Consider the following 1,110-nt stretch of genomic DNA (forward strand, 5'->3'; position numbering starts at 1 on the left):
GGCGTGTAACTGTTCCATCGTGCGGGCTGCCGATCCGGGTAAAGGCGAGACGACGACCTGGTGCAGGTCCAGGAGCCGGTTTCCGTCCTGGAACTGGTTGGACAAGTTGGTGCGAGTGACGCCCAGCAACTGGGCCAGGAACGTACTGGTCACCGCTCTGCGGCGGCGCAAGATGGCTGCCAGGAGCCGGTGCAGGTGGTCCATGCTGCTGGTTTGCGGGAGGAGGTAGCTGCGCGGGCGGTGAAAGCGTCGCTGGAATGCCGTCTCGGCCATGGCGTCCCAGTAAGGTTCCGAGACCGCCACCAATGCTCGAAGGCGGTCCGTGACATGCCGGTCAGGGCCGGATCGGTGAGCATCATGGTCAGGTCCGGGTCGATCCGGCGAGCGCTTGCTGGCATCTCTGGCGTTCGAGGTGGGATGGGAGCCGGTGTGTAGTTCCAGTCGCCGTGGAAGACGTTTGGTGTGATCGGCAGCTGTCCGCCGGCGCTGGAGCCAAGGGCAACCGCTTCTACGACTGGGCTGTCATCGACCTTACCGAGCCGGGCCCCGGCCACCGGCTGCTGCTGATCCGCCGCAACCGCCGCACCGGTGAACTGGCCTACTACCGCTCCACCCGGCCGGTCCCGCTCACCACCCTGGTCAGGGTCGCTGGATCAAGGTGGCGGGTGGAGGAGACCTTCCAGACCGAGAAGGGGCTGGCCGGCCTGGACGAGCACCAGCTCCGCCGCTACCCCTCCTGGGCCCGCTGGGTCACCCTCGCCATGCTCGCCCACGCCTTCCTGGCCGTCGTCCGCGCCGACGAACACACCCGCCCGACCCCCGACGACCTCATTCCGCTGACCTGCAACGAAATCCAGCACCTGTTCATCACGCTCGTCGTCCCACCGCTGTCCGAAGCGGCCCACCGCCTGAGCTGGTCCGCGTGGAGACGACGTCATCAAGCCCAAGCACGCACCAGTCACTACCGGCGGAAAGCCGCAGCTCAGACATGAAGATCACGATCTACAACTGGAGTACTAGCGGTGGTTTGTTAGACCGGGCAGTAGAGATCAAGAGGTCTGCCGCTGCCGACGGTGTTGATCAGTTCCTGGAGTGCTGGGGGCGGGGGCT

At 65.9% G+C, this 1,110-nt stretch carries 2 pseudogenes; one reads left to right on the top strand and one right to left on the bottom strand.

The features are described from left to right. Positions 1-473, bottom strand: a pseudogene (locus ACZ4RZ_RS50345) (ISAzo13 family transposase); the annotation flags it as partial. A 159-nt stretch (positions 474-632) separates the two neighbouring features. On the opposite strand from ACZ4RZ_RS50345, the pseudogene ACZ4RZ_RS50350 reads away from it, so the two are divergent. Beyond that, a pseudogene (locus tag ACZ4RZ_RS50350) lies at positions 633-992 on the top strand (IS701 family transposase); the annotation flags it as partial. Positions 993-1,110: the final 118 nt, after the last annotated feature.

It is taken from the genome of Streptomyces sp. NPDC027189, assembly GCF_055566975.1.